Annotated in this window: 24 protein-coding genes, 1 pseudogene and 1 other annotated feature; of the genes and pseudogenes, 19 read left to right on the top strand and 6 right to left on the bottom strand. The window is 26.3% G+C overall.

Annotated features, from left to right (window positions below; genetic code table 11):
- Window positions 1–266 precede the first annotated feature (266 nt).
- Both HMPREF0216_RS09210 and HMPREF0216_RS09205 read left to right on the top strand, forming a co-directional pair.
- Window positions 267–1,196, top strand: a complete 930-nt coding sequence (locus HMPREF0216_RS09210) for a MerR family transcriptional regulator (RefSeq protein ID WP_005213773.1) — start codon at window positions 267–269, stop codon at window positions 1,194–1,196.
- Between the two features lie 109 nt (window positions 1,197–1,305).
- The gene (locus HMPREF0216_RS09205; protein WP_005213772.1) at window positions 1,306–2,163 is read left to right on the top strand and encodes an AraC family transcriptional regulator; all 858 of its coding nucleotides are present in this window, start codon (window positions 1,306–1,308) and stop codon (window positions 2,161–2,163) included.
- Between the two features lie 64 nt (window positions 2,164–2,227).
- Here the strand turns inward: HMPREF0216_RS09205 and HMPREF0216_RS09200 are convergent, their stop codons facing one another.
- Window positions 2,228–2,608: a hypothetical protein gene (locus HMPREF0216_RS09200; RefSeq protein ID WP_005213771.1), complete on the bottom strand. Its 381-nt coding sequence runs from the start codon at window positions 2,606–2,608 to the stop codon at window positions 2,228–2,230.
- Window positions 2,609–2,893: 285 nt separating this feature from the next.
- Between HMPREF0216_RS09200 and HMPREF0216_RS09195 the strand changes: the two genes are divergently transcribed.
- The 7 genes from HMPREF0216_RS09195 (at window position 2,894) to HMPREF0216_RS09165 (ending at window position 8,290) form a co-directional block, all read left to right on the top strand.
- Window positions 2,894–3,319 carry a helix-turn-helix domain-containing protein gene (locus HMPREF0216_RS09195; protein ID WP_040419585.1) on the top strand — a complete coding sequence of 142 codons (426 nt, stop codon included), beginning with the start codon at window positions 2,894–2,896 and terminating at the stop codon, window positions 3,317–3,319.
- Window positions 3,320–3,351: 32 nt separating this feature from the next.
- A complete protein-coding gene (locus tag HMPREF0216_RS09190; RefSeq protein ID WP_005213769.1) occupies window positions 3,352–4,527 on the top strand; it encodes a macrolide family glycosyltransferase in 1,176 nt (391 codons plus the stop codon).
- A 191-nt stretch (window positions 4,528–4,718) separates the two neighbouring features.
- On the top strand, window positions 4,719–6,035 hold the full coding sequence (locus HMPREF0216_RS09185) for an MATE family efflux transporter (protein ID WP_005213768.1): 1,317 nt from the start codon (window positions 4,719–4,721) through the stop codon (window positions 6,033–6,035).
- Window positions 6,036–6,047: 12 nt separating this feature from the next.
- On the top strand, window positions 6,048–6,863 hold the full coding sequence (locus HMPREF0216_RS09180; protein WP_005213767.1) for a MerR family transcriptional regulator: 816 nt from the start codon (window positions 6,048–6,050) through the stop codon (window positions 6,861–6,863).
- A 199-nt stretch (window positions 6,864–7,062) separates the two neighbouring features.
- The gene (locus HMPREF0216_RS09175) at window positions 7,063–7,590 is read left to right on the top strand and encodes a putative immunity protein (RefSeq protein ID WP_005213766.1); all 528 of its coding nucleotides are present in this window, start codon (window positions 7,063–7,065) and stop codon (window positions 7,588–7,590) included.
- 42 nt (window positions 7,591–7,632) lie between these two features.
- Window positions 7,633–7,908, top strand: coding sequence for a hypothetical protein (locus HMPREF0216_RS09170; RefSeq protein WP_005213765.1), 276 nt, complete (start codon window positions 7,633–7,635; stop codon window positions 7,906–7,908).
- A 67-nt stretch (window positions 7,909–7,975) separates the two neighbouring features.
- Window positions 7,976–8,290: a nucleotide pyrophosphohydrolase gene (locus HMPREF0216_RS09165; protein ID WP_005213764.1), complete on the top strand. Its 315-nt coding sequence runs from the start codon at window positions 7,976–7,978 to the stop codon at window positions 8,288–8,290.
- A 197-nt stretch (window positions 8,291–8,487) separates the two neighbouring features.
- Here the strand turns inward: HMPREF0216_RS09165 and HMPREF0216_RS09160 are convergent, their stop codons facing one another.
- Complete coding sequence (locus tag HMPREF0216_RS09160) at window positions 8,488–9,183, bottom strand: YoaK family protein (RefSeq protein ID WP_005213763.1); 696 nt, start codon at window positions 9,181–9,183, stop codon at window positions 8,488–8,490.
- A 169-nt stretch (window positions 9,184–9,352) separates the two neighbouring features.
- On the opposite strand from HMPREF0216_RS09160, the gene fliB reads away from it, so the two are divergent.
- Window positions 9,353–10,501, top strand: coding sequence for a flagellin lysine-N-methylase (gene fliB / locus HMPREF0216_RS09155; RefSeq protein ID WP_040419584.1), 1,149 nt, complete (start codon window positions 9,353–9,355; stop codon window positions 10,499–10,501).
- Between the two features lie 88 nt (window positions 10,502–10,589).
- Window positions 10,590–10,868: a binding site (T-box leader), on the top strand.
- Between the two features lie 58 nt (window positions 10,869–10,926).
- Window positions 10,927–12,894, top strand: coding sequence for a class I tRNA ligase family protein (locus HMPREF0216_RS09150; RefSeq protein ID WP_005213761.1), 1,968 nt, complete (start codon window positions 10,927–10,929; stop codon window positions 12,892–12,894).
- Window positions 12,895–12,957: 63 nt separating this feature from the next.
- Here HMPREF0216_RS09150 and HMPREF0216_RS09145 read toward each other — a convergent pair whose 3' ends face one another.
- Both HMPREF0216_RS09145 and HMPREF0216_RS09140 read right to left on the bottom strand, forming a co-directional pair.
- Entirely contained in the window at window positions 12,958–13,380 is a 423-nt protein-coding gene (locus HMPREF0216_RS09145; protein WP_005213760.1) for a cytidine deaminase, read from the bottom strand.
- Between the two features lie 12 nt (window positions 13,381–13,392).
- On the bottom strand, window positions 13,393–14,064 hold the full coding sequence (locus HMPREF0216_RS09140) for a Crp/Fnr family transcriptional regulator (protein WP_005213759.1): 672 nt from the start codon (window positions 14,062–14,064) through the stop codon (window positions 13,393–13,395).
- Window positions 14,065–14,349: 285 nt separating this feature from the next.
- Here HMPREF0216_RS09140 and HMPREF0216_RS09135 point away from each other — a divergent pair.
- The 5 genes and pseudogenes from HMPREF0216_RS09135 (at window position 14,350) to HMPREF0216_RS09115 (ending at window position 18,154) form a co-directional block, all read left to right on the top strand.
- Window positions 14,350–15,232: pseudogene (locus tag HMPREF0216_RS09135) on the top strand (NAD(P)/FAD-dependent oxidoreductase).
- Complete coding sequence (gene trxA, locus HMPREF0216_RS09130) at window positions 15,233–15,544, top strand: thioredoxin (protein WP_005213756.1); 312 nt, start codon at window positions 15,233–15,235, stop codon at window positions 15,542–15,544. It abuts the pseudogene before it with no gap.
- Window positions 15,545–15,744: 200 nt separating this feature from the next.
- Window positions 15,745–16,599, top strand: coding sequence for a MurR/RpiR family transcriptional regulator (locus HMPREF0216_RS09125; RefSeq protein WP_005213755.1), 855 nt, complete (start codon window positions 15,745–15,747; stop codon window positions 16,597–16,599).
- A gap of 33 nt (window positions 16,600–16,632) precedes the next feature.
- Window positions 16,633–17,304 carry a ribose 5-phosphate isomerase A gene (rpiA, locus tag HMPREF0216_RS09120; protein WP_005213754.1) on the top strand — a complete coding sequence of 224 codons (672 nt, stop codon included), beginning with the start codon at window positions 16,633–16,635 and terminating at the stop codon, window positions 17,302–17,304.
- Window positions 17,305–17,314: 10 nt separating this feature from the next.
- Window positions 17,315–18,154, top strand: a complete 840-nt coding sequence (locus HMPREF0216_RS09115; protein WP_040419582.1) for an aldo/keto reductase — start codon at window positions 17,315–17,317, stop codon at window positions 18,152–18,154.
- A gap of 72 nt (window positions 18,155–18,226) precedes the next feature.
- On the opposite strand, the gene HMPREF0216_RS09110 is transcribed toward HMPREF0216_RS09115, so the two are convergent.
- Window positions 18,227–19,627, bottom strand: a complete 1,401-nt coding sequence (locus HMPREF0216_RS09110) for a DUF4317 domain-containing protein (RefSeq protein ID WP_040419603.1) — start codon at window positions 19,625–19,627, stop codon at window positions 18,227–18,229.
- Window positions 19,628–19,908: 281 nt separating this feature from the next.
- Here HMPREF0216_RS09110 and HMPREF0216_RS09105 point away from each other — a divergent pair, with 281 nt between their 5' ends.
- Genes HMPREF0216_RS09105 through HMPREF0216_RS09095 form a run of 3 tightly spaced genes read left to right on the top strand, consistent with a single transcriptional unit; the run spans window position 19,909 to window position 23,365 of the window.
- Window positions 19,909–21,012 carry a metallophosphoesterase gene (locus HMPREF0216_RS09105; protein WP_040419580.1) on the top strand — a complete coding sequence of 368 codons (1,104 nt, stop codon included), beginning with the start codon at window positions 19,909–19,911 and terminating at the stop codon, window positions 21,010–21,012.
- A 3-nt stretch (window positions 21,013–21,015) separates the two neighbouring features.
- Window positions 21,016–22,356, top strand: a complete 1,341-nt coding sequence (locus HMPREF0216_RS09100) for a hypothetical protein (protein ID WP_005213750.1) — start codon at window positions 21,016–21,018, stop codon at window positions 22,354–22,356.
- Between the two features lie 22 nt (window positions 22,357–22,378).
- Window positions 22,379–23,365, top strand: coding sequence for a U32 family peptidase (locus HMPREF0216_RS09095; protein ID WP_005213749.1), 987 nt, complete (start codon window positions 22,379–22,381; stop codon window positions 23,363–23,365).
- 100 nt (window positions 23,366–23,465) lie between these two features.
- On the opposite strand, the gene HMPREF0216_RS09090 is transcribed toward HMPREF0216_RS09095, so the two are convergent.
- Complete coding sequence (locus HMPREF0216_RS09090) at window positions 23,466–24,419, bottom strand: alpha/beta hydrolase (protein ID WP_005213748.1); 954 nt, start codon at window positions 24,417–24,419, stop codon at window positions 23,466–23,468.
- Window positions 24,420–24,613: the final 194 nt, after the last annotated feature.

The raw sequence follows: 24,613 nt of genomic DNA, 5'->3' as shown, positions 1-24,613 counted from the left end.
ATAGGTTGTAGTTTAAACTACAACCTTTTTTGATGTTTTATTATAATAAAATAAATACTGTATTAGAAAAAATTGTATATTATATGCACAATCATACTATAAGTAAGTGAAAAAAGTAGTCTTGGTCAAGTAATATCAGTGGCTAAGACTATTTTTCTAAGTAAAAAATATCATATTACAAAATAGGTGAAATTAAAAAAAAGTAATAAATTGTTATTGACTGATACCTAAGGGGTTAGATTAACATATAAATTAGAGGTGGTTGTATGTTAATAAATGAAGTTTGTAATTTAACAGGGCTAACAAAGAAGGCAATTTCATATTATGAAAAGCAGGGATTATTAAAGCCTAAAAAAAGTAATAATGGATATAGGGAGTATTCAGAAGAAGATATAGCATTATTAAATGAAATATCTTTATATAGAAAACTAGATATAGCAATTAAAGATATTAAGGTAATAGTAAAGAGTAAAGATAAAAAATATATAATTAATAACATTATTAAAGATAAGCAAAATAAAGAAATTCAAATAAGAATGCAAAAGAGATGTTTAGAAAAAATAATAGAAAATAACTTTGAGAAAATTACCATAAAAGAATTGAATGATGAGATTATTGAAATTGAAAAAAATAATGGAGAATTCATTAAGAGAGAGTTGATTAGATCTTTTCCAGGTGGACTGGGAAAATATTTAGCATATCATTTTGCACCATACTTAAATGAATCTCTAGATACTCCAGATAAATATGAAGCATGGATTAATATTGTTGAATTTTTAGATAATGTTCCTGAGATAAAAATACCTAGATTTATTCAAATTGGATATGAGAATATAAATGATGAAATGGCAAAGAAAATAAGTGCTGGTACAAGAAATGAAATAAACAATATGTTAAATGCAGAAGGTGAAGAGCTAGAAAAGTATAAGCAAAAATTATTAGATAATATAGAAAAACAAAATGATAAATCATTATTAAAGGTTATGAATCCTTTTTATAAATTTAAAAAGCAACTTAATGAATTTTTTAATAGCAGTGGATACTATGATATCTTTTTACCTAATATGAAAATATTAAGTAGTGAGTATAAGGAGTATCATGATAAACTTATAAAATTAAATGATAAGCTATCTAAAGAGTTAGGGATTAAATATGATGAAAATATGAGGATAATAATATCTAGAGATAATGAGTAATGTTTAGGAAGATATGATTTTTATAGGACAAAAGAAAGCTTAAAAAGTCGGGATAGGGACCTTTAATGATGATAAGATTAGATTAACGAATTGGAGGGAGGTAAAAGTTATGGAATGGATTGAAAGTATTAGAAAGGCTATTTCTTATATTGAAGAGAATATTACCGAAGATTTATCTATTGAAGAAATTGCGGATAGAGTAAATATTTCTCCTTTTTATTTTCAAAAAGGTTTTGGAATGTTATGCGGTTATTCATTAAGTGAGTACATTAAGAGAAGAAGGCTTGCACTTGCCGGCAGTGAGATTTTATCTACTAATGGAAAAATAATAGATATTGCAATAAAGTACGGGTATGACTCTCCAGATAGTTTTACTAAAGCTTTTACAAGATTTCATGGAGTTACACCATCTGCTGTTCGGAAAGAGGGTGCAATGGTAAAATCATTTGTTGCTCTTAGAATAAAATTTTCATTGGAAGGTGGATATATTATGGATTATAAAATTGTTGAGAAGGATGAATTTAAGGTAATAGGTGCATCCAAGAAATTTAAGTATGACTCTGCATTTATGGAAGTACCTTTATTTTGGAATGAGCATATTTCACAAGGAAAATTAAATGAGATATGCGGAATGTACGGTATTAATATTGATGAGGAAATGGGTGGAAATGAATTTGAGTATCTGATTGCAGAAGATTATTCTACAGAGAAAGAAGGAATGGAAGGATATATAGTTAAAACAATTCCTAAGTTTACTTGGGCTATTTTCCCTTGTTATGGACCAAGCCCAACAGCGATTCAAGAGACTAATAAAAAAATATTTTCAGAGTGGTTACCAAATGAAAGAGAATATAGCATTGCAGCAGGTTATAATATAGAAATGTATACAGATCCAAGTCAATATAAAAAAGGAACTTTAGATGAAAATTACTATAGCGAAGTTTGGATTCCAGTAAAGAAAAATTAATTATATAAGTTTTTTAGTAATAGTAAAGCTATTAGGATTAATCCTAATAGCTTTTTTGGTTGGCCTAATTAGAAGATTCAGTAAGGCTAGCAATATCAAAGTTGCTATCACTAGAAAGGTTATTAGAAAGACTACTAAGAAGGTTAGCAAAATTAGTATTGGAAATGTTATTACTACTAAGGGTACTATTACTATAATTGCCGCTACTAAAGCTATTGCTGTTAAAATTGTTAGAGTCGATATTATCACACCACCCATTATTAAATCCACTACAACGGAAAATATTATTATAGCCTCCCCAAAAGCTACCTGGGCAAAAGCCGCCGCCACCAAATATTAACATTATTGCTAGTATATAAAGCCAAGCTCCACCAAAGCTGAATATACCATAACCATCACAAGGATTGCAGCAAGATGATGTAGTGTTGCAACAATTTCTTGACATGTATCTCATCTCCTATCATTAGATTTTATACTATATAGTATTTAGAAAAGATCAGTTTGTTTAAATTAAATAAATTATTTGTTAATATTTTACAAAAATAATAAGAAAGGTAAGGTAATATATAAATGAAAAATTTATCAAAGAAAATAATAAAGTTAAAGTAAAAAATAAATAAATGTATATAAATATATATAAATATATATAAATATATATATGGATGTTAAGGTTAGTTGATAGAAAATAAATAGTAAGTTTAATAAAATAAATGTAGGGGGTATGAAAAGTATGATTAGTAGGAATTTAAAAAGTCTAAGAAAAAAGAATCAATATACACAAGAGGATATAGCAGAGAAGATTAATGTTTCTAGGCAATCAGTAGCAAAATGGGAAAATGGAGAATCTACTCCTGATATAGAAAGTTGTATAAAGCTTGCAAATTTATATAACGTTAAATTAGATGATTTAGTTAACCATTCAGAGGAAAAAACAGGAATTGCGGTGCCTCCTAAAGGAAAGTATTTCTTTGGATCTGTTGTAGTTGGAGAACGAGGACAAATTGTAATTCCTAAAGAAGCAAGAACTATATTTAATATAAATACAGGTGATAAATTATTGATACTAGGAGATGAGGAAAGAGGTCTTGGAATTGTTCATCAACGTGATTTAATAAATTTTGTAGGAACTATGGGGGTAGCAATGAAGGATGAATAAAATTAAAACTTATAAAAAGGATGTAGAAAGATATGAGTAAAATAGTTTTTTTCTGTATTCCTGCACATGGGCATACTAATCCCACAATAGAAGTAGTGAGGGAATTAGTAGATAGAGGGAATGAAGTGGTGTATTATTCATTTAATGAATTTAAAGATAAAATTGAAGCTGCAGGTGCAAAATGTATTTGTTGTGATGATTATCTGCCAGAACTTAGACCAGAAGATGAAAAGAAAATAGGAAGGGATTTTCCAGCTTTAATAGAAATGGTTGTAGACACTACTTTAGCTTTAGATGAAAAAGTTTGTAATGAACTTAAAAACTTTAAACCAGATTGCATTGTATCAGATTCTTTAAGCTTTTGGGGAAAACTATTTGCAAAAAAACTAAATATTCCTTATATATGCTCAACAACAACATTTGCTTTTAATGAGTATACAGCAAAGATGATGAAACAAGGATTAAATGAAATAATGCATATGATTTTTGGTATGGGACGTATTAATAAAAAAATAGAGCTTTTAAGAAATCAAGGATATGATGTTAAGAATTTTATTTCTATTGTTACAAATGATAATGAGACAAATACCATTGTATATACATCAAAAGAATTTCAACCTATGGTAGAAACTTTCTCTAATAAATTTTATTTTGTAGGACCATCTGTTTCTAAAGTTGTAGTTGAGAGTAAGGAAAGAAATAGGAAGAGAATATATATTTCACTTGGCACAGTTAATAATAAAAATATTAAATTCTATAAAAATTGTATGAAGGCATTTGAAGACACTAATTTTGACGTAATTATGTCTGTAGGTAATGATACTGATATTAAGAGTTTAGGAGATATACCTAGTAATTTTAAAATTGAAAATACTGTTGAACAGATTAAAGTTCTTCAAGAAACAGATGTATTTATTACTCATTGTGGTATGAATAGCACTAATGAAAGTTTATATTATGGGGTTCCAATGGTGTTATTTCCACAGCATTCAGAACAGAAGATGGTAGCAGAGAGAGTTGAGAGTTTAGGTGCAGGAGTTATGCTAAAAAGAGACAAGATAGAATATATTAAATCTGCAGTTATTCAAGTTATGAATAACAGTGAATATAAAGAAAGAGCAAAGAGTGTAGCAAAAAGTTTTCATAATTCAGGCGGAGCAAAAAGAGCAGCTGATGCAATATTAAAAGTTATACAAGAAAGCAAATAAAATATATAATAATAAATTTAACTTTAATAGAATATTTTTAGTATAAGTGTTGGTGATATTATTAGTCATCAGCACTTTTTATTTTGTTGAGCATATGGAAAGTAATCTTATTAATAATTAATAAGAACTATTGACTCTATAGTTACTATAGACTTTATCATAGTTAAAGAAACAAAAATGGAGGTAAAATTATGATAAAAGAATTTTTAAAATATGCAGTTCCTTCAGCTTTAGCTATGTTTGTTTCATCGTTATATACAATAATTGATGGGATTTTTGTTGGACAAGGCGTTGGAGATTCTGCATTAGCAGCAGTAAATATAGTTATGCCATTTACTATAATGCTATTTGGAGTAGCAACTATGTTTGCAGTAGGTGGGGGAGATCTTGTATCTAAAAATATAGGAAGTAACAATAAAGAAAAGGCAGTAAATATATTTAGGCAAGTATTTAAGTTGTTATTAATATTAAGTATAGGTGTAAGTTTAATTTCTGTTATATTTTCAAAATATATAGTGAAGATATTAGGAGCTACAGATACATTAATTCCTTTAGCTTCAACCTATTTAAGATATTATAGTTTATTCTGTATTCCAAATTTAATTGGTATTGCTGTAAATAGCTTTGTTAGAAATGATGGAAGACCAAAGATTGCAATGATATCAATATTAGCAGGAGCAGTAACTAATATAGTTTTAGACTATATATTTATATTCCCATTACAATTTGGAATAAAAGGTGCAGCAATTGCAACGGGATTAGGACAAGTAGTAACAATAGGTATATTATTACCTCATTTTATAAGGAAGAAAGGTATATTAACTTTTGGGAATATAAAATTAGAAAAGAAAACAATAAAGGAATTTGTGAATATAGGATTTCCATCTTTCTTTGCAGAAGTAAGTTTTTCAATAATAATATTCTTTATGAATGTAGTATTAGTGAATTATGGAGGAGAAAAATCATTATCAGCTTTTGCAATAATTAATTATATAACAACTAATATTTATATGGTATTATTAGGATTATCACTTGGGGTACAGCCATTATTAAGTTATAATTATGGTGCAAAAAAATCAGACAAGATGTTAAAGTTTTATTCTTTAACACTTAAGGCAGCAGTAATAGTAAATATAGTATTTATTAGCATATGCTTTATATTTGGAAAAGGAATGATATCAATCTTTACTTCAGATGCTACAATAGCTAATATTTCATATATAGGTTTAAATTTAATAAATATTGGATTTGTTATGGTAGGATTTAATTTAACAAGTACAGTTTATTATCAAGCAATAAATATGCCTAAAATTTCCAATATTTTTTGCCTTTGTAGAAGTATAATATTACTGCCTTTAATATTATTTATTTTATCTAAATTATTAGGTATTAATGGTATATGGATTAGCTTGTTAGTTTCTGAACTACTAACTTTCATAATATTGAGGTATTCTATTAATATTAAATCTTATACGGTAAAAGCTATAGAAAAATGTAAATTAACTTAGGAGATTTTTAGTATGGAAACTTATTTTTCAGTTGGAGAAATATCTAAATTAACTAATGTTCCAATTCAGACATTGCGATATTACGATAAGATGGGGCTTCTTAAACCAGATTATATAAATAAGCAAAACAATTATAGATATTATTCAATTAATCAATTTATAAAAATTGATTTGTTAAAACAATGTAAGCTTATAGGCTTATCATTAAAAGAAATAGAAGAGTTGTTAAAAAGTGAAATAACGGCAGATTCTATGATAGAACTAATTGATCAACAACGAAAAGTATTAGATGAAAAAATAAAAGAGCTGGAATCTGTTAAGTCATATATTAATTTTTTAGAGGATAGGATAAAAGAAACTAAGGAAGTTGAAGAAAATAAAATTTTTATTAAGTATAATGATAAAAGAATAGTAAAAAAATATAATTGTATAATAAGAAATCAGAGAGATGTAGAGCTTAATTTAAGAAAAGTTTTATTAGAGGCAGAAAAAGAAAATTGGATATTAAATTCTGAAATAGTATTTGAAACATCGTTAGATATATTAAAAAGTGAGGACAAGGTAGTTTATACAGCTATAATGCTTTACAAGCATGAGAATTCAACTAAAGGTATAGATAATGTTGTATTACCAAAAGGAAAGTATCTTACAATGTATTATGATGATGGATATAAAAACAATTTAAAGTACTATCAAAAGATGTTAGATTATATTGAAAAAAATAATATAGAGACAGTTGGGAATTTTAATGAATTTTCAATATTATCAAGAATAAATGCGAAAGAGGCTGAAAAGTCAATAATTCAATTAGAAATACAAATTAAATAAAGTAAATAATAAAACAATTATTTTAAATTTTAGGTTAAAGCAAGTTAATGATATTAAAAGTATCATTGGCTTGTTTTATTTATTGAGAATATGGAATGTAATCTTATAAATAATAGGGCTAATTTTGTTTTAGCATTAAATTATTTAGGCTATAATAAAAGAAAAATATTAATTTAAAAGAGATAAAGGGGTAATTTTTATGGCTAAATTAAGAAAAATGCTTGGAACTGCAGAATCACCTTACATAGTTTCACTTATGAGACTTATTGAAACACAAAGTAAAGAAACAATAGCAATTTGGTGCATTAATTATGCAGAAAAAAATATTCTTCCTATTTATGAAGAATATGATTCAAAGGATACAAGATTAAAAAATGCATTAGAAGCAGCTCGTGATTACATAGAAGGTAAAATAAAGTTAGTAGATGCAAAGAAGGTTATTAGAGAGGCTAATTCTGTAGCTAAAGAATGGGTAAAAAATCCAGTGGCTGAAGTAAGTGCAAAAACTATAGTACAAGCGGTAGGTTCAATTCATAGATCTACACATTCTTTAGGTATGGCATTTTATGGAGCAGCAGCTATTGCTTATCATAAAGTAGGATTAAATGAAAGTTCAGAAACATACGATAAAATTGCTTCTAATGAATGTGAGAAAATGGAACAAGAATTGCGTAATATAGCTATTGAAAATGAAGAAAATCCAGCTAAGATTAATTGGAATTGTTAGCTATGACTTAAAAAATATTTACTTAGAAATGAGGCTTTAAAAATGGCAAAGAATAAGAAACGTAAAAACAATACAAAAAATAAAAAGGTTATTAAAAAAGAAAATAATATTAAAGAAAAAGGAATTTTTGATGCTTTTATAAGCAAAAAATGGGTGGAAATTATAATACATATTATTAGTGGAATAATATGGGTAGCGTTCTTAGCAGATTTTTTCACATTCAAAAATATACAAGGATATCCTAATCCACTACTATCAATTTTAGCATTAGTAACATTATTTTTAGAGTGGAGAGTTTATAAAATAAGACACATGTAAAATATAGATATGGACAATTAAAAGTATAAAAGATTGGATTAATTATTAAATTTAGGAGTGTTATTATATGGATAAAACAATAGAAAGAATAAGAAAGTTTAGGAATGATAGAGATTGGTCACAATTTCATACACCTAGCAATATATCTAAAGCTATAAGCGTAGAAGCAGGAGAATTATTAGAGCATTTTTTATGGGATGATAATTTTGATAAACAAGAGGTTTGTGATGAACTTGCAGATGTAATAGTTTATTGTGTTCATATGGCTGATTGTTTAGGTGTTAATATAGAAGATATAATAAATAGCAAGATGGATAAAAATGAAAAGAAGTATCCAGTAGAAAAGGCAAAGGGAACTAGTAAAAAATATACTGAACTATAAATAATATTTATAATAAGTTGATTTATATCAGTTAAAAGTTTTAAAAATATAGTTAAGGTATAAAATTATAAGAGATAATAATTAAGTTTATATAGCAGCACTAGAAAAAAGTAGTCTAGTGCTGTTAATTTATTTTATGAAAAATTAATATTAGTCAAGTAAATATATTTACTGATAAAGTCATTATAATATAAATTTCATATTTTATTTTTGTTTTCATAACTATGTATCCAAAATGCTTGTAAAAGTAATATAAAACTACAAAACCACACAGCTTTAATACTTATGGCAAGAGATATTAAAGTACCTGGAATAGCTCCAATTGCAAAGGAAAAGGTAAGAAGTGTAAAAGTAATTAATTTTTTTATAGATTCTCTAGTTTCCTCATCTAGTGCATTAAACAATAATTGACCAATATTTCTAATATTTCCTGTACATATAGTTGTATTAAATGGTATACCAAGACAGTTTCTAAATAAGCATAATTGATATCCCATAAAAAAAGAAACTAGATTAGTAACTATAACATCAGGACAATAAATAGGAATTAATCCTATAAAAAATAATGCAATTGATTCTAAAATAAGACCATATTTTCTCCAATCTCCTTTAAAATTAAGAGTGACAATTATAGCTTTAATTAATTGACTAAAGGTAGCACCTAATATACAAGCAATAATAGGAAGAAAGTAGCTAAGTGCATCTAACCAATTTCCAAGTGCAATATTAATTCCTAATTTAGACATATTAGCAGTATGCATATTAGCTAATATATTATGTCTAGTTATATAAGTGTAACCATTCATATAACCTCCAACAAAAGTTATTATCATCATAAATATAGGTTTTTCAAAGGGAGGTAATTTTGATGGTTTGTCATTTCTATTTTTCATATAACTCCACCTTTTTATTTAAATACTAATGATAATGACGTATATATTATGCCCTAAATTAGGAAAATATTTTAAATACATTTAAATAGTTAAAATATATGGAAGTATTAGATATTTTAAATTATTATAGTTAGTATAGATTTAAATAAATTTGAAATGGAGACAAATGATGAATAAAAAAGATAGTATATTAAAAATTACAGGATATGATAACTTTAAATGTATAGCAGATAAATGTAAATTTACATGTTGTGAAGGTTGGGATATAAATGTAGATGAAGATACATTTAATAATTGGAAAAGCCATGAAAGTAAATTTAATTATATTTTAAAAAATTTAAAGGTAAAGAATTCTGGAGAGAAGAAAGAATATTTTATAGATAAAGAGACTCATGATAAATGTCCATTATTAGATGAAAAAGGACTATGTGAAATAGTAAAAAATCATGGGGAAGAATATATATCTTTAACATGTCAGAGTTTCCCTAGAATAAAAAATAAATTTAAAGATAGAGAAGAACTTTCTTTATCTTGTGCATGTCCTGAAGTTGTAGAAATTATAAGCAATATCGAAGGAAAAATAAATATGATAAGTGAAGAGTGTAATAATTATTTAGAATCTTCCTTAGAGTTTAAGATTAGAGAAGCTTTAGTTAATATAATTAAGCAAGATGAATTGTCACTAGATTATAAATTAATAATCTCTTTTCAAATGTTATTAACTATCTTAGAAAATAGACATATGAATGAAAGAAAACTATTAAAAGAAGTAGATGAATATAAAAATAAAGAATACTTAAAAGAACTTATAGATATGTATGGTAAAATGAATTTAGATATTTACGAATCTATGGAAGAAATAAATAATTTGTTTATAGATATTGTAGAGAATTATAGAGAAGTTTCAGTATTAGAAGAGATTTTAGAAGATATTTCAACTTTTGCAGAAGAAATAGATATAGAATACCTTTGTGAGCAATGGGAGAGTTATAAAGAGGTATTTGAGAAGTATAATGACTTATTAGAAAATTGTATTATATCTAAGGTTTTAGGAAGCTGCAATAGTAATGAAATTGAAGAAATTGTGATGTCATTCCAATTAATAATATTAGAATATTTATTGGTTAGATATGCAGGATTTTTAAAATATTCTATTAGCGAAAATGAAATAGTAGATATTAAAGATATAAAAGATTATATAGTAGCATTTTCAAGAATTATTAGTAATAACTCTGAAGCAGTTATAGATTTTATAAGTGAAGGGTTTGACAATGAAATTTTAGAAATGGGATATATTTGTTTTATAAGTTTATATTAATAAAATTATGTATTTACATTTATGGTGAAGAAAAAGTTATTAAGCAATATAATTGACACCTAATATTATAAGAAGTATAATTAAAGAAATAAATGCTATGAAGAGAAGAGTAATTGTGAAGGAATATACAGAGAGTTTTCGGTTGGTGGAAAGAAAATTATGAAAGCACAATGAAACAAGCCTCGGAGCTGCATACGGATCTTATAAAAATTATTTATAAGTGATGCTATGACGTATGTTCACGTTACAGAACTAGAGTATGATTTGACCTAAAATTTTAGGGAAATGGTGTACTTGAAGAGCTTAAAATGGTGACATTTTAGGGAAAAAGGGTGGCACACGCGGAATTAGAATTTTCGCCCCTGTAGATTATTTCTACGGGGGCTTTTTTGACGTTTAAATTAAATTATAAAGGAGTAAGAGTTATGATAAGTAAAAGATTATTAAAGGATGAAAGGCCAGTATTTCCTAAAAAGGCAGTAGTTACTGCTGGAATGCCTTATGGAAATAAAAATCTTCATTTTGGTCATGTTGGAGGAATGTTTGTACACGCAGATATATTTGCAAGATTTTTAAGAGATAGAATAGGAAAAGAAAATGTTATTTTTATATCAGGTACTGATTGTTATGGTTCACCTATTCTCGAAAGCTACAGAAAGTTAAAGGAAAATGGATATGAAAAGACTATAGAAGATTATGTTAAATCTAATCATTTAAGTCAAAAGAAAACTTTAGAGGATTATAATATTAGCTTAAATATTTTTGGAGCTTCAGCACTTGGAAGAACAGCAGAATTTCATAATGAGGTTTCGAAAGAGATATTTAATACTTTATTTAACAATGGTTATATAAAAAAATTATCAGCATTACAATTTTATGATGAAGATAAGAAAACTTTCCTTAATGGCAGACAAGTAATTGGAAAATGCCCAATTGCAGGTTGTACTTCTGATAAGGCTTATGCAGAGGAATGTTCATTAGGGCATCAATATATGCCATCTGAATTAATTAATCCTATTAGTGCATTATCAGGAAAAAGACCAATATTAAAAAGTGTAGATAATTGGTATTTTACGTTAGATGATTTTATGGATAATATGAAAGAACTTAATGAGTTTTTAAAGAAGAATACAAATAGAAGAAAATATGAAATCAAAGCTATAGATGAATTTTTAAAGAAACCTGTAATATATGTTCCAAGAAAATATATTAATAATATTGAAGACTTGGAATTTAAACTTCCAAAACATGAAACTATAGATGAAGAAAAGAAACCTTCAGTAACTTTTGTCTTTGAAAGGTTAGAAGATAGAGATAAAGCTAAAGAAGTATTAGATAATTTAAATATTAATTATACTAGTGGTAAGACTTTAGTTCCTTTTAGATTATCAGGAAATATTTCTTGGGGAGTAAAGGTACCAGATAAGGAGAATTTAAAGAATTTAACTTTTTGGGTATGGCCAGAATCTTTATGGGCACCAATTTCATTTACAAAGGCTTATTTAGAAGAGAAGGGAGAAGATCCTGAAAAGTGGCATAACTGGTGGGAAGATGAAGATTCAATGGTTTATCAATTTATAGGAGAAGATAACATTTATTTTTATTCAATTGCAGAAATGGCAATGTTTATGGCTTTAAAAAAAGCTAAAGATGAAAAAATAGATATTACAGATATTAAATTGCCTCATATTGTTTCTAATAAGCATATTTTATTTATGGATAAAAAAGCAAGCAGTAGTTCAGATGTTAAACCTCCAATGGCAGATGAGTTATTAAAATTTTATACTAAAGACCAATTAAGAATGCATTTTATGAGTTTAGGATTATCATCTAAAAGTGTTGGTTTTAAGCCGCAAGTTTATATGAAGGAAGAAGAAAAAGTAGGGGCTGATACAGTATTAAAAGAAGGAAATCTTTTGACTAATGTCTTTAACAGAATTATTCGTTCATGTTTTTATACACTTCAAAGCTTAAATGAAAATATTCCTACAGGAGAGGTAAGTGAAAAAATAAAAGAATTAACAAAAAAATCTGTATTAGAATATGAAAGACATATGTATAATCAAGATTTCCATAGAATAGCTTATGTTATTGATGAGTATATAAGAGAGATAAATAAGCATTGGGCTAATAATATTAAAAATGAAGAATTTAAGAAACAATTATTAGTAGATTGTTTTTATGCTTGTAAAGTTATAGCTATATTAATTCATCCAATAGCACCAGAAGGTTGTGAAATGTTTAGGGATTATTTAAATATTGATGATGAATTATGGAATTGGGATAATATATTTAAACCTATAGAATTTTATTTTAAAGATGGCACTAATCATAAATTTAAATTTCTTGAACCTAAAGTAGATTTCTTTAAAAAAATGGAACATCAATATTAATCAAAAAGAAACTGCCAACATAAATAAGTTTAAAATTATTTATGTTGGCAGTACATTTTTATTTTAATCTAAATTTTTACCTGTAAATGCTAATGGTAAAAGCTCATCTAATGTATATTCTAAATATTCTTCTGTACTTTTTGCAATTATTATTTTAAATGTTTTTAAGTCACAAAACTCAGCCATAACTTGTCTGCATACAGCACAAGGTGCACAAAAATCGCCTTCTCCTTGTTTTACATCTTTTTTATTTCCTACAATTGCAATAGCAGTAAAATCTTTTTGACCTTCAGAAATTGCTTTGAAAAAGGCTGTTCTTTCAGCACAGTTTGTTGGTGTAAATGCAGCATTTTCTATATTACATCCTTGATAAATTGTGCCGTCGCTACAAAGTAAAGCAGCACCTACATTGAAATTTGAGTATGGTGTATAGCAAAATTTTTGAGCATCGAATGCCTTTTCTATTAATAGTTTTTTATTTATCATAAGTTTGCCTCCTTATTTCTTATTTAAAATGTCTACTAAATTATTATTAGGATTAGGGGAGAAAATTATATCAACAAGTTTATTGATATCTTTTACCTTAATAAATCCTTTATTATATTCAACAAGATTTTCAGATACTAAATCTTTAATAATTCGGTTAATACTTCTAATATTTGAACCTACACCTTCTACTAATATATCTTTATGAACTGTATTTAAATTATGTTCATCTAAAAACCTCCATAAAAAGAAAAGTACTCTATCTTTTAAATTGTAAGCAACATTTGCTTTACTATTAATGGAAGTATGATACATTTTTTGAGAAAGTTCTATATGTACATATAAAGAAAACTCACTGTCATATTTAATCCAATCTAAAAAAGATTCTTTAGAAATTTTAATTGCTTCACAAGGTTCAATTGCTTCTACATAATTCAATATTGGTTTATCAGCAAATATTTCAAGTTCACCAAATAATTCATTTTCACAATAAGTTCTCTCTAGGTATTTAACTCCAGTAGGAGTTAATGAATAAACTTTTACTTTTCCTTTTTTTATTATATAAACAGAGTTAGCTGGTTCATTTTGTACAAGTATTTTATCAAAAGTATTGAACTTTATATTTGTAAATTTGCTTTTTATATAATCAGGACAAGTGTTTAAAAAATAAGGTAAGTTGTTCATTTCAATTCTCCTTATTAAATAAAGTACATTAATTATATCATATTAATTGTATTAAATAAGCAATACTAAAAAAATTAAGGACAAATGTCCAAAAGTATTGGCCACAAATTAATATGCATTAAGAAAAGGGAATTTATTATTATAAGACTTATGATAATAATAGAATAAATGTTGTAGAGATTTACCACTAAAATATTTTTATAAATTAAATTTTCCTTAACAGAAATAAAATAATAAAAAATGTGTTAAAGTAAGTGTATAATGCTACAACAAGGAGGGATAAAAATGAATGAAAGATACGATATTGCCATTATAGGAAGTGGACCCGCTGGATTATCAGCTGCATTAAATGCAAAGATAAGAAATAAAAAGTTTATTATTTTTGGAAGCAAAGAAATAAGCAATAAACTAGTTAAAGCCCATAAGATAAATAACTATTTAGGGTTTTATGGAAAGAGCGGGGCAGAGATAAGAGACGAGTTTGCTAAGCATTTAAAAGCAATGGAAATAGAAATAACAGAAGAAAAAATTAATAATATTTATTCTATGGGTGACTATTTTGCCTTAATGGTAAATGATAAAATGTACGAAGCAACTTCAATAATATTAGCTACAGGAGTTAACTTTGGAAGGCCTTTTAAAGGAGAAGAAGAGTTTTTAGGAAAAGGTGTAGGATATTGTGCAACTTGTGATGCTCCTCTTTACAAAGATAAAGTAGTAACGATAATAGCTTATAATAAGCATGAAGAAGCTGAAGCAAACTTTATAGCTAGTATTGCTTCAAAGGTTTATTATATACCTATGTATAAAGAGAAAGTAGAAGTTGATTCATCAATAGAAATAGTAAATGATACCTTAGTAGAAATTGTAGGCGAAAACTCTGTTAAACAAGTTAGTACTTAAAAATAGAGAAATTGAAACTGATGGATTATTTATATTAAGAGATAGTATATCACCAGGTCAACTTGTTCCAGGATTAAAGATTAATGAAAATCATGTAGAAGTTGATAGACTTATGAGAACTAATATAGAAGGTTGCTTTGCTGCAGGAGATATAGTAGGTGCACCCTATCAATATATAAAAGCTGCAGGAGAAGGAAATATAGCTGCATTATCAGCAGTTACTTATTTAGATAAAATTAAGAAAAATTCTAAGGAGGAAAAATAAATGGCAAAAATAGTAGGATCAAATGAATTTAATAATGAAGTTAAGGACGGTGTTGTTATAGTAGATTTCTTTGCAGATTGGTGTGGACCTTGTAAAATGTTAGCTCCAATATTTGAAGAAGTAGGCAATGAAATGGAGGGAAAGGCTAAATTTATTAAAGTTAATGTGGATGAAGCTAGAGACATAGCAGATAAGTTTAGAATTTCAACTATACCAACAATGATGGTGCTAAAAAATGGAGAAAAGAAAGAAGTAAGTGTAGGATTTATGCCTAAGGAAAAAATAAAAGAAATGGTGGAAAAACATTTATAAATCAAGATAAAAAACATATAAAAAATTATAGTTACAAAGTGGAAGCCTAGTATATTACAAAAACTAGGCTTCCATTTATTTTTGATAAAAAAATATAAAAAGTCTATGAAAATAAATTTCGCTATAAAAATCATTTACAAAAATAAATTTTATTGATATATTTTTATTAATGACAAGTGTACATTTAAGGAGAAAATTTTATGGAAAAAAATAAATCTGTTATCGATATAATTTTTGCTGAATATAATAATTTCTTTGAGGCAGAGAAGAAGATTGCCGATTATATTTTGAATAATAGAGCAAAAGTAATTGAAATGACAATTTCCGAATTAGCAGAAGAAGCAGGATCAAGTGAAGCAAGTGTAACAAGATTTTGTAAAAAGTGTTATATGAAGGGTTTTCATCATTTGAAGCTTACATTAGCTCAAGAAATAGTAGATTCAAAAAAAGAAAAATTTAATATTTCAGGTAGTGTTACTGAAAGTAGTATAAAGGAATCTTTAAACAATATTTTAGCTAATAAGATTGAAGAATTAAAACAAACAATTTCAATGATTAATGAAGATGATTTAAAAAAAATATTAGAATTATTAAGAAATGCAAGAACTGTACAATTTGTAGCAGTTGGTAATACAATTCCTGTAGCTTTAGATGGAAGTTACAAACTAAATCAAATAGGAATTATGGCAGTTGCAAATACAATATGGGAGACTCAAATTGCATATACTTATAATTTATCAAAAGATGATGTTGTCATAGCAATTTCTAACTCTGGAGAATCTAAGAGATTAATTGATGTAATAGAAATAGCTGCTGAAAAAGGGGCTACTACTATATCTATAACTAATAGTGATAATTCATCTTTAGCAAAGATTTGTGATTATCATATTAAGACATCAACAAGAGAAAAATTATTTTTATCTGAATATTATTTTTCGAGAATTTCAGCTATGACAATAATTGAAATATTATATCTTTTCTTAACAGTAGGAAAGGATGATGTCTATAGGAACATAAGTAGACATGAACAATCAATAGCAGATGAAAAAATATAAATTACAAGTAAGATTACAGGGAGAGTGTAGAATTTGAAAAAAGCATGTGCAAAGGAAGCTTTAAAATATATTAAGGATAAATCTATTATTGGACTTGGAGGAGGAAGTACTATTTCCTATCTAGTTTCTTATATTAAAGAATCTGGATTAGAGGTTGAAGTTGTTACCCCTTCATTTAAAACTGAAAAACTTTGTATTGAAAATGGACTAAAAGTATTACCAACTTGGGCTGTAGATTCAATATCTGTTGCCTTTGATGGGTGTGATGAAGTAGACAATGATTTAGTGGCACTAAAAAGTGGTGGAGGAATTCATACAAAGGAAAAGATAATAGCATCTATGGCTGATGAGTATATATTACTTGTAGATGAAAGTAAGGTTTCTTCTAAGCTTGAATTTAAGTATCCAATTGTTTTAGAAATATTACCTGAAAGTAAGTCTTTGGTTGAAAAAAATATAAAAGCATTAGGTGGTAAGCCTAACATGAGAAGCAGTAGTGCGAAAGATGGATTTGCTATTAGTGATAATGGATTATTTCTTATGGATGTAGAGTTTGATGGCAAGGATATCGGAGATATATGTAAATTAAATGATAGTTTAAAAAGAATAGTTGGAGTTTTAGATACTTCTCTATTTTATAATATAGCAACAAAGGCATTAGTTGCATCTGAAAATGGAATAAGAATAATAGAGTGTGAAAGGTAGGGATTTTGTTATGAATGAAGAGTTTAGAGTATTAAGCAATGGGGTTAAGATGCCAAGTATAGGATTTGGAACATATAAATCTGGAAGTGATGAAGAAACAGCTAAAATAATAAAGTATGCGTTAGAAACAGGCTATAGACAAATAGATACTGCATCTTTTTATGGAAATGAAGTTGGTATTGGTAATGGTATAAAGCAAAGTAATATAAAGAGAGAAGAAATATTTTTAGTTACAAAGCTTTGGAATGATGATCATGGGTATAAAAAAACTATTGAAGCTTTTAATAAGTCATTAGAAAGATTACAAGTGGAATATATTGATTTATATTTAATACATTGGCCAAATAAGTTAAATGCTGAAACATGGAGAGCTTTTGAAGATCTTTATAAAGAAGGAAAAGTAAAGGCAATAGGAGTTTGTAATTTTAAAATAGGACATTTGGAAGAACTTAAAAAAACTGCAGAAATAATGCCAATGGTAAATCAAGTTGAATTACACCCTCAAAGCTCAAAAGAATATTTATTAGATTATTGCAATGATAATAATATACAATTAGTTGCATGGAGTCCTATAATGAGGGGGAGAATATTTTCAAATGAGCTGATAATAGGTTTATCAGAAAAATATAAAAAGACTATCGCTCAAATAGTATTAAGATGGCATATTCAAAGAGGAATTATACCTATACCTAAATCATCAAATGAAGGTAGAATAAAAGAAAATTTAGATATTTTTGATTTTGAACTTTCAGCAGATGATATGAATGCAATAAATAGCTTAAATGAAGGAGATAGTATATCAGTATCAACACCACCACAAAATTCAACATATCTTGAGTTTGATAAGTAATAAAAAAGAGTTATATAAAGGCAACATCGAAATTGATTTTATTCATAATTTTAATGTTGCCTTTATAAAGCTTTAAAGTAAAGTTTCTATACCATTAACATTGGCTTGTTCATTGTCATCAATAGGAATAACAATATATTTTTTACCATCAATTATTTTTGTTTCTATTTGCTCTACTTTTTCAGGATTTACTTTAACTACAATGTCAGCATTTAAATCTTCAGTAGTATCTTCTAAAGTATCATTAATATTAATATCAATATGAGAATCTATTTCATCTTCAGTTTTAGCTATTACAGTATCATTTTCAATATCATTAACTGTAGATAAATCAGAAGATAACTCAGTTGAATTAGTAGGGGCTTCTTCTAGAGATTTTTCAGAAGAAGTTATTAAGCTTTCTTGAACTATTTCTAATTTATTTTGAAGTATTCTTACTTGTTTTTCAAGCATTTCTTCTTTCTTCTTTTGAGCCTTTGCAGCAAGTGCTTTATTATCTATTAATATTTCTGCAAGAGGAGGAGTATCTCCAAAGTTTTCGTTATACGATTTTTCAATTTCGGTAGTAATTTCTTCTGGAACTCCACTTTCAGACAAAATATCTTGAATAATGTCATTAGTTAAAATTACAGGTTCATCACTATCTTCATGTATAATATTATGTTCTTCTATTTTATTATTAAGGCTTTCTTGAATTTCCATAAAGAAATGTTCAGCTTTCTTCTCATCAGGACCCAGAGCATCACGAACAATATCATTAAATAATACTTTCTTCTCAGTATTAGTTTGTTTTGAAGGACATCCTAAAGCATTTTCCATTAATTCAGGATGAGTATCTTTTGCATTTTTAGTATAGTACATAATAGAATTAACATCTGTACTACGATTTATAAATGCTGGAAATACAAAACCGTTACTTGGAGCTTCAACAATCCAGTCTCTTGTACGTGATTTTATTGCATTGTCTTCTTCAAAATATCTAAGACCAGCCTTAGAAAGTTCAACAGGACATATTGCACATAAAATATATTCATAGACCTCTTCAGATTCATCTAATTTAGCATTATCTTTAGTTTTAGTGATGATATCATAAGTATCATGGAAAATAAGTATTAGAAAGTTGCCTGTATAGTCAGAATTTTCTATTATTGAATTATAAAAATTATCAAGCAAAGAATCATCTTTTAATTGACTATTTTTTAGTTGCATAAAAGACATTTGTTTTTCATTTACAAACTCTTCGTTTAGCTCAAAATTAAGCTCTAAAAGATTATTTCCAATAGTTCCTGATAGAACTTTTTTCGCAATTTCTAAATATTTAAAATAATCATCTTCTTCTAAGTTTAAAAATGTTTCTCTAAATTTTAAAAGGATATTTTTTTCGCCATTAACATAGCAGCCACACATTTTAGTAAAAGTACAGTGGTCTTTTTTAAAACGCTTTTTTAATTCTAATATATCTTTTTTTCTCATATATATTCCTTTCATTACATCACTTATTATTACTACATAGTAAAGAATATGTTACCAATATAAGTATAATCTTCATTGAATAGCTGTGCAAGTAAGAAAAATTTGTTATTTGATAAGAAGTGTTTTATAACATAGCAATATTATTAAATAGTTTATTTTGTATAAAATAGGATAGAAATAAATATATTAGTAAATAATATTCATCTATAAAAAATTAAGTTTTTAATAATATGAAAAGAAATATTGGGTAAGAAACATTAGATAGAAGGAAGGGGTATGAGATGTTTTTCTATATTGTATTACCATTAATATTTATGATTCCTTTGGGAATATATATGTATATTTTTATTAGAAGAATTTTAGATTTGCTTATTAAGGATAGAAAAATTAAGAAAAAGAAGATTATAAATTTACTACTAACTTTTATTGTAATGATACCAGCATTAAAGGTTTGGGGAACATGGGCAGTTGTAGTATTTCATATTGTCATAATTGCATGGGTAGTTGAATTAGTTTATTTCATTGTAAGAAAATTTATTAATAATAGCTTTATTAGTGTAATTTATAGAAGTGGAATTATACCATTATCATTAACAGCAATTTTAATTGTTTATGGATATATAAATTTTTATAATATAATTGAAAAAGATTATACTGTATATACCAATAAAAATATTATAAGTGAAGGATATAGAGTTAGTTTTATATCAGACTTGCATTTTGGAAGTAAAATGAATAACGATATTCTACAAAAATATTGTGATAAAATATCAAAAACTAATGCAGATATAGTAATATTAGGTGGAGATATTGTTGATGAAAGCACAACCTTAAATGAAATGCAAGAAGCATTTAAAATATTATCTACGATTAAAAGTAAATATGGTATATATTACGTATATGGTAATCATGACAAATCTACATATACAGTAGATCCTAATTATACTGAAGAAGAGTTAGAGGAAGCAATAATAGATTCTGGAATAAAAATACTTGCAGATGATATATATGAAATAAATAATGAAGTATGTATAATAGGAAGAAAAGATAGGTCTTATGTAAATGAAAGTAGAAAGTCATCACAAGAATTATCAAAAGAGGTAAGTGATGAATATTACAAAATAATAGTTGATCATGAACCATGTGAATTAAAAGAAAATAGTGAAAGTGGATATGATTTAATGCTTTCGGGACATACACATTATGGTCAAATATGGCCATTAGGACAATTAATGGAGCTATTTAACATTAATGAAATTGAATATGGATATGAGAAAAAAGATGATATGGATGTAATAGTATCATGTGGAATAGCGGGATGGGGATATCCATTAAGAACAGAAAAACATTGTGAATATGTAGTAATTGATATTGTGAGGAAATAAATTTTGGAAAGAGAAGAAGTTGAATTATTACCAGCAGGATTAATAACTTGCTTGCTAAATAACAAGGAAGTAAGAATAGTAAAAATATCTCCTAAAACCTTGACTGTAAGATTAGCACAAGAAATAGAAGATATAAGACAATTAAAAGTGGCATTTTATATATTTGATGAAAATAAATATGAAGAAATTGCTATAGAGCAATATGATTTAATAAATAAGGTAAAGCATGAGTTTTATATAACTTATGTTTTTTCTATTAATGATGAAATGTATTTAAAAAATGTAAGAAAGGCTTTTAGTAATTATACAAGATATATTAGATTAAAGACTTATAGTGATGGAAATGATTTTTCAAAAGATATGGTGGGATATCCTTCAGAGGAAGATTATGATTTTTATGAGGATTATATAACTCAAAAACAAAAATGGATGGCTAATTTAAATTATGATAACTTCAATGAAAGCATTTTAAATTTACTAGAGATAGCAGTTAATATAGATAATTATAATTTATATAAAAAATATTTAAATATGAATATAAATGAATTTATGAGTAATTATTTAAAAGAAAATTTTATTGAAAATCATAAACTTTTTAATAAAAAGATATCAAGAATTTATATTGGAAATGAGTTTTGTCATAACTTATTTCCAAAGAAGAAAATGCTTATGGATATAATAAGAAAAGCAACGAAGGAAGATTTAGAAGTTACAGTTTGCTTTACATATATTAGAGAATGTTATATTGATAATATTAAAGATATAATAAATGAAATATATAATTGGTGTATTGAAAATAATAAGAAAATAGAAATAGTAATAAATGATTGGGGAATGTTAAAGTTAATAGAAAATAAAGAGAATTATTTAACTTTATCATTAGGAGTTTTATTAAATAAAAGAAAAAAAGATCCTAGATATATTTATAAAAATGGATATTCTGAAAATAAAAATTTAATAGGTAATAACAGTCTTAATAGTAAGATATTTAGTGAGTTTTTAAGAGAAAATAATATATATAGGTATGAGTATGAAAGTTGTGGATATAAGATAAATATTGCGAAAGGGAAGCATACTTTACATCTACCTTTTTATGTTACTAATACATCACAATATTGTACCTTATATGCAAAGTGTACAACAATGGAAAGAGGTAAGCAAAAACTTGCAATGGGATGTCCTATGTACTGTAATGATTATGTATTTTCATATCCAAAGCATTTAAAAATCATTGGAAGATATAATTCCTTATTTTCATTAGATGATACATTATTAAAAGATTCAAAAAAGTTAGAGCAATATATTAATGAAGGAATAGATAGAATTTTATTAAACTTTATTTAAAGATAGAAGAGGACAAAATAAAATGAAGATAGTAGCTGGCATGGGAAGTATTGATGATTATATTAGATTAGTTAAGGCAGGAGCAGATGAAGTTTTTTGTGGATATGTTCCATATGAGTGGAATAAGTATTATGGTAGTTTATTCCCCTTAAATAGAAGAGAAGTACTTTATTATAATATTCAAATAAATTCATTAGAAGATATGAAAATACTAAAAGCTATGGTAGATGTTTATAAGGTACCAGTAAGTATTACATTTAATTATTTATATTATTTAGAAGAGCAGTATGAAGTTATAGCAAATATAATGAAAGATTTAATAGAAATTGGTTTTGATGAATTTATAATTGCAGATATTGCACTTATACTATATTTAAAAGAAAAAGGAATAAAGTGTTCAATTCATTTAAGTGGTGAATGTGCTGAAATAAATAGTCTTTCTATAGATTTCTTTAATAGGCTTAATATATCTAGATATGTTTTTCATAGAAAAAACACAATAGAAGATATGAAATCATGTATAAGAAATAATGAAGTTAAGAACTTACAATATGAAGCTTTTATATTAAATGAAATGTGTCATTATAGTGGAGCTTTTTGTAGTTCACTACATTGTGATGAAATGTCACACTTATGTAAAATGCCATATGATTTAATAAAAATAAATAGTGAGATTAATAATTTTCCAGAAGTTCATAAGAAACTTCAACTTTATTATAAAGAATTAAATAATGAAATTATTAGTTTTGAAGATAATGATGAGAGTGAAGAATATATTTTAGGAAGTACAGGTTGTGGTATTTGTGCATTAAAAAAACTAAAAGATGCAGGAGTTACTCATCTTAAGGTTGTCGGAAGAGGAAAGTATATTGATTATATGGAAAAAGATATTATAGGTTTAAAAAAGGCAATTAATATGCTTGAAAATAATGATAGTGAAGAAAGTTATGAGAAAGCTATAAAAAGCAAGCTTTTCAATAGTACTTGTAGCAAAGAATGTTATTATTAGGGGTATATATTTAGTTGTTCACAAGGATATTTAAAGTTACATTATAAAAAGTATGATATAATATTTTGCTTATATCATACTTTTTTTCAATTAACTTTAATTAGTTACTTATATATTTGTTAGTAAAATTATATACTGTTGTCCAATAAGTTTCTGGGTCAACCTCAGAAGATTTAGCGTGTCCAGCATCTTTTATTGTAAGCATTTCTTTTTCGGAACTAGTAGCATTGTAAAGTTCTTCCATCATATAGTAAGGAACAAAGTCATCCTTATCTCCATGAATAAATAAAATTGGAGTTTTAGATTTTTCAACTTGTTTTAAAGAAGAAGCAGTACCTAAAAAATAGCCAGCTCTTACTTTAGATACTAAAGATGATACGTTAAGTATTGGAAATTGTGGTAGAGAAAATAAATCATCTAGCTGATAAGCAAATTCATCCCAAACAGAAGTATAACCACAATCAGCAACTATTGCCTTTACATTAGAAGGTAAGTCTTCACCAGATACCATAGATACTGTAGCAGCACCCATAGAAACGCCATGTAATATAATTTCAGCATCAGCATTATCTTCTAATATATTATTTATCCAAGAAATAATATCCAATCTATCATCCCATCCCATACCGATGTAGTCACCTTCGCTTAGACCATGGGATCTTAAATCAGGTATTAGAACATTATAACCCATATCATAATAGTTTTTAGCATAGGAACTCATATTTATTCCTTCACTAGTATAACCATGAACAGTAATAACCCATTTATTTGAGTTGTTTGGATTTAAAACTTTATAGCCATGCAGCTTTAAATTATCAAATGAGTTTATGGTTTCATCACTATAGTTAGATTCAGTTAATAACCATTGAATATCAGTATCTAATACTTGTCCACTTGTTTCAGATGCTTCTTCGGGTGTTCCAAAAACAATATCTTTAGGTGTATCAGGATTTAAAGCTAAATTGTAAAAATAATTTCCTATAAAGCTTAACCCTAGCATAACAAAAACTAAAATAGTAATTATAAGTACTCTAATAATTTTCTTTTTTTTCATTATTTAATCTCCTTTTAGTAAAATCAAATAGTTTGAGAATCAAATATTATGAAGTTTATTTTAACATATGAATTATAAATTAGACAAGAAAAAATCAATGGGAATAAAAGGAGAAAATTAAAAGATAATATTATTTCTTGTAAATTATACTATAGATAAGAGAAGTATTGGCTGATATAATGTTTTTTAGAATA

The sequence above is a fragment of the Clostridium celatum DSM 1785 genome, assembly GCF_000320405.1.
GTDB lineage: Bacteria > Bacillota > Clostridia > Clostridiales > Clostridiaceae > Clostridium > Clostridium celatum.
The sequence above is the reverse complement of the archived record's forward strand: the minus strand, read 5'-3'. Positions and strand labels throughout refer to the sequence as shown.

Excerpts from the sequence above, each read along its gene's own strand:
- HMPREF0216_RS09210 (WP_005213773.1), top strand. The coding sequence starts at position 267 with ATGTTAATAAATGAAGTTTGTAATTTAACAGGGCTAACAAAGAAGGCA.
- HMPREF0216_RS09205 (WP_005213772.1), top strand. The coding sequence starts at position 1,306 with ATGGAATGGATTGAAAGTATTAGAAAGGCTATTTCTTATATTGAAGAG.
- HMPREF0216_RS09200 (WP_005213771.1), bottom strand. The coding sequence starts at position 2,608 with ATGTCAAGAAATTGTTGCAACACTACATCATCTTGCTGCAATCCTTGT.
- HMPREF0216_RS09195 (WP_040419585.1), top strand. The coding sequence starts at position 2,894 with ATGATTAGTAGGAATTTAAAAAGTCTAAGAAAAAAGAATCAATATACA.
- HMPREF0216_RS09190 (WP_005213769.1), top strand. The coding sequence starts at position 3,352 with ATGAGTAAAATAGTTTTTTTCTGTATTCCTGCACATGGGCATACTAAT.
- HMPREF0216_RS09185 (WP_005213768.1), top strand. The coding sequence starts at position 4,719 with ATGATAAAAGAATTTTTAAAATATGCAGTTCCTTCAGCTTTAGCTATG.
- HMPREF0216_RS09180 (WP_005213767.1), top strand. The coding sequence starts at position 6,048 with ATGGAAACTTATTTTTCAGTTGGAGAAATATCTAAATTAACTAATGTT.
- HMPREF0216_RS09175 (WP_005213766.1), top strand. The coding sequence starts at position 7,063 with ATGGCTAAATTAAGAAAAATGCTTGGAACTGCAGAATCACCTTACATA.
- HMPREF0216_RS09170 (WP_005213765.1), top strand. The coding sequence starts at position 7,633 with ATGGCAAAGAATAAGAAACGTAAAAACAATACAAAAAATAAAAAGGTT.
- HMPREF0216_RS09165 (WP_005213764.1), top strand. The coding sequence starts at position 7,976 with ATGGATAAAACAATAGAAAGAATAAGAAAGTTTAGGAATGATAGAGAT.
- HMPREF0216_RS09160 (WP_005213763.1), bottom strand. The coding sequence starts at position 9,183 with ATGAAAAATAGAAATGACAAACCATCAAAATTACCTCCCTTTGAAAAA.
- fliB (WP_040419584.1), top strand. The coding sequence starts at position 9,353 with ATGAATAAAAAAGATAGTATATTAAAAATTACAGGATATGATAACTTT.
- HMPREF0216_RS09150 (WP_005213761.1), top strand. The coding sequence starts at position 10,927 with ATGATAAGTAAAAGATTATTAAAGGATGAAAGGCCAGTATTTCCTAAA.
- HMPREF0216_RS09145 (WP_005213760.1), bottom strand. The coding sequence starts at position 13,380 with ATGATAAATAAAAAACTATTAATAGAAAAGGCATTCGATGCTCAAAAA.
- HMPREF0216_RS09140 (WP_005213759.1), bottom strand. The coding sequence starts at position 14,064 with ATGAACAACTTACCTTATTTTTTAAACACTTGTCCTGATTATATAAAA.
- trxA (WP_005213756.1), top strand. The coding sequence starts at position 15,233 with ATGGCAAAAATAGTAGGATCAAATGAATTTAATAATGAAGTTAAGGAC.
- HMPREF0216_RS09125 (WP_005213755.1), top strand. The coding sequence starts at position 15,745 with ATGGAAAAAAATAAATCTGTTATCGATATAATTTTTGCTGAATATAAT.
- HMPREF0216_RS09115 (WP_040419582.1), top strand. The coding sequence starts at position 17,315 with ATGAATGAAGAGTTTAGAGTATTAAGCAATGGGGTTAAGATGCCAAGT.
- HMPREF0216_RS09110 (WP_040419603.1), bottom strand. The coding sequence starts at position 19,627 with ATGAGAAAAAAAGATATATTAGAATTAAAAAAGCGTTTTAAAAAAGAC.
- HMPREF0216_RS09105 (WP_040419580.1), top strand. The coding sequence starts at position 19,909 with ATGTTTTTCTATATTGTATTACCATTAATATTTATGATTCCTTTGGGA.
- HMPREF0216_RS09095 (WP_005213749.1), top strand. The coding sequence starts at position 22,379 with ATGAAGATAGTAGCTGGCATGGGAAGTATTGATGATTATATTAGATTA.
- HMPREF0216_RS09090 (WP_005213748.1), bottom strand. The coding sequence starts at position 24,419 with ATGAAAAAAAAGAAAATTATTAGAGTACTTATAATTACTATTTTAGTT.